The following is a 6,076-nucleotide window of genomic DNA, read 5'->3' on the forward strand; positions in this document are numbered from 1 at the left end:
TCTGCCAAGGGCATAGCTGGGTAGCTATGTGCGGAAGGGATAAGTGCTGAAAGCATCTAAGCATGAAGCCCCCCTCAAGATGAGATTTCCCATAGCGTAAGCTAGTAAGATCCCTGAAAGATGATCAGGTTGATAGGTTCGAGGTGGAAGCATGGTGACATGTGGAGCTGACGAATACTAATAGATCGAGGACTTAACCATATAATATGTAGCAATGTTATCTAGTTTTGAAGGAATATGCCTTCAATAGTTTGGTGATGATGGCAGAGAGGTCACACCCGTTCCCATACCGAACACGGAAGTTAAGCTCTCTAGCGCCGATGGTAGTTGGGACCTTGTCCCTGTGAGAGTAGGACGTCGCCAAGCAACTTTAAGACAAGTCAGAATGACTTGTCTTTTTTGTGTTTTATAAAAATAAGAATGGGTGGTAAATCTCAGTTTTTTATAATTTCACTTTATTGTTCACATCAACAAGTTCAAAACGCTCACAGACGAGTAACATATCTTCAGAGAAATTAAGACCAAGCTCATTTAGTTCCTTTGTAAAAAAACGAACATGGGTGTCTCTCCAGTAATTGTAAGTACGATCTCCTTCGCCTTCAGCGATAGCGAATTCTTCGCTTACTTCATTCATTGGTGTTACAGTTACTTCTATTATCTTAATAATAGCTACAGGTTCATCATTACTATTAAGTATAATACTATAATCATTAGTGGTCGGTAGCGGTTCATTTTCTAATTCATAAAAAATGTGACCGGAGCATGTAGCAGTTTTAATACCGTCAATTACTAGTTGTGCAAGATAATTAGGGGAATCTCCAAATTGCCAAGCTATAACAGATTCTGGTTTTTTGTTGTTTCCCCAATAAATATTCCAATATGTCTGTGCTAATTGATTCATTTTATCGTCACCTCACTCTAATTAATATTTAGTCGCTTTATAATTCCTAGGAGATTTATTTATTTACTTATTCTGTCTTTGTGCTCATTTAAAATTTGTATCAGTGTGTTGCAAATTTCAAAGATACTATGTGGAATGAATATGGTTTGTAAATATGTTCTGTACATATATGGGATCTTTAATTTTCCAATTGCATTTTATGATAAAGGATATAGTTACTTAAAGAACCTTCAGACTATTAATGGTAGTTTATTATCACTATGCCATATTGAAGTGAGTAGTACTAGAGTTGAAATAGATAAAAAACCGATATTCTAAAATTGAATATCAGTTTAATGATATGTGACTTATATGAATCTATAGTAATACGAAAAGCGTAAATAAGATAGCCAGCAAAATACGATAGTATGCAAAAGGTTTTAAACCTATCTTCTCTAAAAGCTTTAGAAAAGTTACTACCGCTAGCATCGCTACTATAAAAGAGGTAATGAATCCTACCGCAAACATAGGGATGTCATCGACACTTAAATACGTCCAGCTTTTTAGTAAGTCTAAGCCTGTAGCCCCAATCATTACAGGAAGAGCTATTAGAAAAGAGAATTCAGATGCAGTCTTATAATTTACTTTTGCCAATAGACCTCCAGAGATAGTAGAGCCGGCTCTAGAGAAGCCAGGGTATACTGCTAAACATTGAAATAATCCAATTGTTAATGCTTGACGGTACGTTAAATCGTCCAGTGAATAGGAGGTTGCTTCTTGCTTTTTTACTTCTGCAAAGATCATAAGAATTGCTCCTGCTACAAGTCCAATCACAACAGTGTATGGCTGAAATAAGTAAGTTTTAATAACATCATGTAGTAGCAAACCAGCAACTACTGCCGGAAATACGCCAAGAAATACATGGAACGCGTTGAATTTTTTCTCTTTGCGTAGAAGAGGCTTAATATTACATAAAGAAACGAGGCGTTTATGATATAAAATTGCAATAGCTAAAATTGCGCCTAGCTGAATAACAATTTCAAACGTTTTTGCTCTTTCTCCTTCAAAGCCTAATAAATGCCCGACTAATATAAGGTGGCCAGTAGAGGATATAGGTAAAAATTCAGCTAATCCTTCTACAATACCGAGTATGAAGGCAATAATGATATCGCTCATAGTTTCACTCCTATAAATTAATGAATGTCTACTTTCTTAAAATAGAATAGTGTTGCAATAAATCCGAAAATTGCTGTTGCTGCAATGATGATATAAGAATACTCTGGTGGATATGTCGGTTGTAATTCATTATTTGCAATATCTAGAGTAGCGGTCCACGGAAATAAATCTTTATGTTTGGAGTTTACGAGCATAAGATTCATCATTGTAATAATGACTGTTAATATAATAGGCGGTACATAGCTCTTCATTACAAGAGTTAATAGCACAATAGGTGAAGACAATAGAAAGAGAAGTCCACCACATATTAAAAATTTTAGGAAAGAACCTAAAAGTAAAGTAATGTTAAAACCAGGGAAGTTCCCCAATAGCCCTAATACTACAGTAAGCGACCAAGCGACTAAAGTTAGCATCATAATCCAAAGGAAGAGGATGATGAACTTACTTATAATAAAACTAATGCGCGACACGGGGATAGTTAGTAAATTTTTTAGTGTATCTTCTGCATATTCGCGGGTAAACATATAAGCAACAACTACTCCGTATAAAGGGAATCCTATAACTAAAGTAGTATATAAGTTAACGTCAGTGAATAACTGGTGGAACCAAATAGTCGGAGTTGGCTGTTTTGTTTTTATATGTATATAAGAGGCTACTACGACTAAGAAAGGTGCGACACCAGCTCCAATAATGCTAATTAAAAACATATTAGAGCGTTTTAGTTTTAATAGTTCTGTATAGAGTAGATTAACCAATTGTCCCACCTCCAACTAGTTTGGTGAAATAATCTTCTAATCTGTCTTCACTGATCATCATTTTTAATACTTCGATATCATTAAGAACGAATGTTCTGTTGATGTATCCTTGTTGCCCAAAATGAGAGTAAATGCGAATATTCCCTTCATCATGTACCTCATAATCGAAAATTTGAAATTGATTTTCTAATAGCATCGCAGCTTTATTGTCATTATTCACCTGAAATTCTATGTACTTACGGTTTGCTTTGCGCAGCTTATCAAGAGAAACTTCTTCTAGTAACCTTCCTTCGTGAATAATTCCGATACGATCAACTAACTGTTCTACCTCTGCTAAAATGTGACTAGAAATGAGTATCGTTATATTCCTTTCTTGAGCTAAAGAATGAATAAGTTTTCGCATTTCTTTAATACCGATGGGGTCTAGTCCGTTAGTCGGTTCATCTAATATGAGTAGTTCGGGATAATGGAGAAGAGCGCGTGCAATTCCTAGGCGCTGCTTCATGCCTAGAGAATACTTTCCTACTAACTTTTTTGTTTCATGCTGCAAGCCCACTATTTCTAATGCTTCCTCAATAGCATTCTTTTTGTAAACCCCGATTATCTTTGCATTAATTAATAAGTTTTCTTTTGCAGTTAAGTTTTCATAAAACCCTGGAACTTCAACGATAGAACCAATTCTACTTAAAATATCTTTTTGATTTTGAAATAAGTCCTCTCCGAATATTTCGATAGTTCCACTTGTAGGCTTTATAAGACTAAGCAGCATACGAATGGTTGTCGTTTTACCAGCACCGTTACGTCCTATGAATCCATAAATTTCTCCTTGTTGAACGTTAATATTTAGATTATCTACGGATTTTTGCTTGCCATATACTTTAGTAAGATTAGTCGTTTTTATAATTGTGTTTATAGGAGTCACCTACTTTCTATAAGTTCTTATTTACATGATAAAAAGGAAGGCTTAACTGCATATTAATCATTTCTTAACTATTTCTTAAAAGTATTGTGTTTTGGAATGGAAAAGCCAAAAGTGGTTCGTTCCCATGGAATACTTTTAACCCATATATGCCCACCATTCCTCTCAACGAGCGCTTTAGAAATAGAAAGCCCGAGCCCGCTACCACCAAAAGACGAGTTTCTTGATTGTTCGCTTCGGTACATTCGCTCGAATACGTTTTGTAAATCATGTTTTGGAATACCAGGACCTTTATCCCAAATAAGAAGTTCATATGCTGCATCCGTTTCTAGTAGTTCGACTCCTATTGTTTTCCCATTCTTTCCGTAATAAATGGCATTTTTCATTAAGTTACCTATAATCCGCATAAGGCTTAGGTGATCTGCAATGATAGGACAAGTAGACTCTGGTATAAGAACTTGTAGTTTAATATTATGTTTTGAGAGTTCGGGTAAAAACTCGATCAAAGCTTCTCTAGTAACTTCAGAAAAGTCGAGTTTTTCTTCTTTTAGTGGAAATTCATTAGCGTCTAGCTTTGCCATATTGAATATTTCATCAACTAGGTGCTTTAAGTTATTTGATTTCATATAAAGTATTTTAAGATATTCTTGCTTTTCTATTTCAGAAGCAGCAACCCCATCTTTTAAAGCATCGATATATCCAATAATGGAGGTGAGTGGTGTTCGGATATCGTGTGAGATACTAGATAAAAGTTGTTTTCTAGATTCCTCAGACCTTTTTGCTTTAATCCGAACCTTTTCTAATTCAGCTATTAGTTCGTTTATTGAAAAAACGATATTATGTAACGATTGATCATTACTTGTGAATAATCTCGTTTGTAAATTCCCCTTTAGTGCACGACTTAATTTAGTGTCTATTGATTTGCGATTTTGAATGAATTGTATTCTTGAAAAGAAGAGATACATTGTAATTAAGATAAGGGTAATAAATAAAGAAATTTTTACTTTTGGATCCATTTGTATATTTAAAAGCCCGTAAATGATAAGTTGTAATGAAATAAGGAAGAGGATTTTATCGATCTTCAAGCTTTTCACCTACAAACTTATAACCAATTCCCCATACAGTTTGAATGAATTTTGGATTGGAAGGATCGATTTCTATTTTCTTTCTAAGTTTTCGAATATGTACCATAACGGTATTATCATCTTCTATATAATTATCGTCCCATACATTGCGGAAGAGCTGTGTTTTTGTAAATACTTGTCCTGGGTTTGAAGTAAAGAATTTTAATAGTTCTAATTCTTTTCCGGTTAAGCTGATTTCTTCTTTATTTGTGTGAACTGTATATGTATTTAAATTGATAGTTAGTCCTTTAAAAGCTAAAGTTGTCTGCTCTTGTACACTAATGTTACTTCCAAGAACGAAAAAACGCCGTATAAGAGCTTTGACTCGTGCAACCACTTCGTGAATGCTGAAAGGCTTCGTAATGTAATCATCAGCACCAATGCTTAAACCTAAAATTTTATCGACTTCGTGATCTTTAGCGGTTAGCATTAATATCGGTACGTTAGTTTTATCCCTTAGCTTTCTACATACTTCGATACCATCTACTTTCGGCATCATAAGATCTAATATAACGAGGCTATAGTTGTTTTGATTAAATAACTGTAAGGCTACTTCGCCATCAATCGCAGTATCTACCATATATAATTCTCGTTCTAAATATATTTTTAGTAAATTACGGATTTCTTTATCATCGTCTGCTATAAGGATACGTATATCTTTCATATCTTCACCTACTTCTAATGGATTTCATTGATGGTACAACAACCCTCTAATTATATACTAGTATTTGTTAAAATAAGATTAACAGTTTTGGGGAAGGGAAATATTCAAGCAAATTAAGCTAGGGTCAAAGTAAATTGAATATGTTTTGCGAGAATAAATTAAAGAGAAGCAGAAGGTAGTTTTACGGTAATGAATTTTTGTAGGGACGTATATAGCCAAAAGAGCGTAAAAAACATTTAATTGAATATCTTTATAAAAAGTGTTGACGATTAGAGTATAGAGGTGTAATATAGAACAAGTCGCCGATGACAACAACGTCGAAAGCGACAAACGAAATAAAAAACTTAGTTGACATTGAAAGATGAAAATGTTAACATAAGGAAGTCGCAAATGAGCGACTAAGTAGTTCTTTGAAAACTGAACGAAACAAACAACGTGAAACGTCAATTTTTATTTTAGATGCTAGACAAACTAACTTTATTGGAGAGTTTGATCCTGGCTCAGGATGAACGCTGGCGGCGTGCCTAATACATGCAAGTCGAGCGAATGGATTAAGAG

Annotated in this window: 6 protein-coding genes, 1 rRNA gene and 1 other annotated feature (1 of these 8 cut by a window edge); of the genes, 1 reads left to right on the forward strand and 6 read right to left on the reverse strand. The window is 34.5% G+C overall.

The window, feature by feature from the left end; genetic code table 11:
- Positions 1-250: 250 nt before the first annotated feature.
- Positions 251-366: ribosomal RNA gene (rrf, locus tag BAQ53_RS01345) — 5S ribosomal RNA — on the forward strand.
- 76 nt (positions 367-442) lie between these two features.
- Here rrf and BAQ53_RS01350 read toward each other — a convergent pair.
- The 6 genes from BAQ53_RS01350 to BAQ53_RS01375 all read right to left on the reverse strand — a co-directional run bounded on the left by BAQ53_RS01350 (position 443) and on the right by BAQ53_RS01375 (position 5,518).
- Positions 443-901, reverse strand: coding sequence for an ASCH domain-containing protein (locus BAQ53_RS01350; protein ID WP_001072426.1), 459 nt, complete (start codon positions 899-901; stop codon positions 443-445).
- A 357-nt stretch (positions 902-1,258) separates the two neighbouring features.
- Positions 1,259-2,056 (reverse strand): undecaprenyl-diphosphate phosphatase UppP, encoded by a 798-nt coding sequence (gene uppP, locus BAQ53_RS01355; RefSeq protein WP_001279961.1) that lies wholly within the window; start codon positions 2,054-2,056, stop codon positions 1,259-1,261.
- A 17-nt stretch (positions 2,057-2,073) separates the two neighbouring features.
- Positions 2,074-2,811 carry an ABC transporter permease gene (locus BAQ53_RS01360; RefSeq protein WP_000247721.1) on the reverse strand — a complete coding sequence of 246 codons (738 nt, stop codon included), beginning with the start codon at positions 2,809-2,811 and terminating at the stop codon, positions 2,074-2,076.
- Complete coding sequence (locus BAQ53_RS01365; RefSeq protein WP_000187942.1) at positions 2,804-3,733, reverse strand: ABC transporter ATP-binding protein; 930 nt, start codon at positions 3,731-3,733, stop codon at positions 2,804-2,806. The genes BAQ53_RS01360 and BAQ53_RS01365 overlap by 8 nt, the downstream gene beginning before the upstream one ends.
- A gap of 68 nt (positions 3,734-3,801) precedes the next feature.
- Complete coding sequence (locus BAQ53_RS01370; RefSeq protein WP_000686997.1) at positions 3,802-4,815, reverse strand: sensor histidine kinase; 1,014 nt, start codon at positions 4,813-4,815, stop codon at positions 3,802-3,804.
- Positions 4,802-5,518 carry a response regulator transcription factor gene (locus tag BAQ53_RS01375; RefSeq protein WP_000651981.1) on the reverse strand — a complete coding sequence of 239 codons (717 nt, stop codon included), beginning with the start codon at positions 5,516-5,518 and terminating at the stop codon, positions 4,802-4,804. The genes BAQ53_RS01370 and BAQ53_RS01375 overlap by 14 nt, the downstream gene beginning before the upstream one ends.
- A gap of 513 nt (positions 5,519-6,031) precedes the next feature.
- Positions 6,032-6,076: a sequence feature (23S ribosomal RNA rRNA prediction is too short), on the forward strand (it continues 278 nt past the right edge of the window).

Origin of the sequence: Bacillus sp. B25(2016b) (assembly GCF_001679765.1) — a bacterium.
GTDB lineage: Bacteria > Bacillota > Bacilli > Bacillales > Bacillaceae_G > Bacillus_A > Bacillus_A thuringiensis_K.

Bases quoted from the DNA above. Each gene is read 5' to 3' on its own strand.
- BAQ53_RS01350 (WP_001072426.1), bottom strand. From the start codon at position 901: ATGAATCAATTAGCACAGACATATTGGAATATTTATTGGGGAAACAAC.
- uppP (WP_001279961.1), bottom strand. From the start codon at position 2,056: ATGAGCGATATCATTATTGCCTTCATACTCGGTATTGTAGAAGGATTA.
- BAQ53_RS01375 (WP_000651981.1), bottom strand. From the start codon at position 5,518: ATGAAAGATATACGTATCCTTATAGCAGACGATGATAAAGAAATCCGT.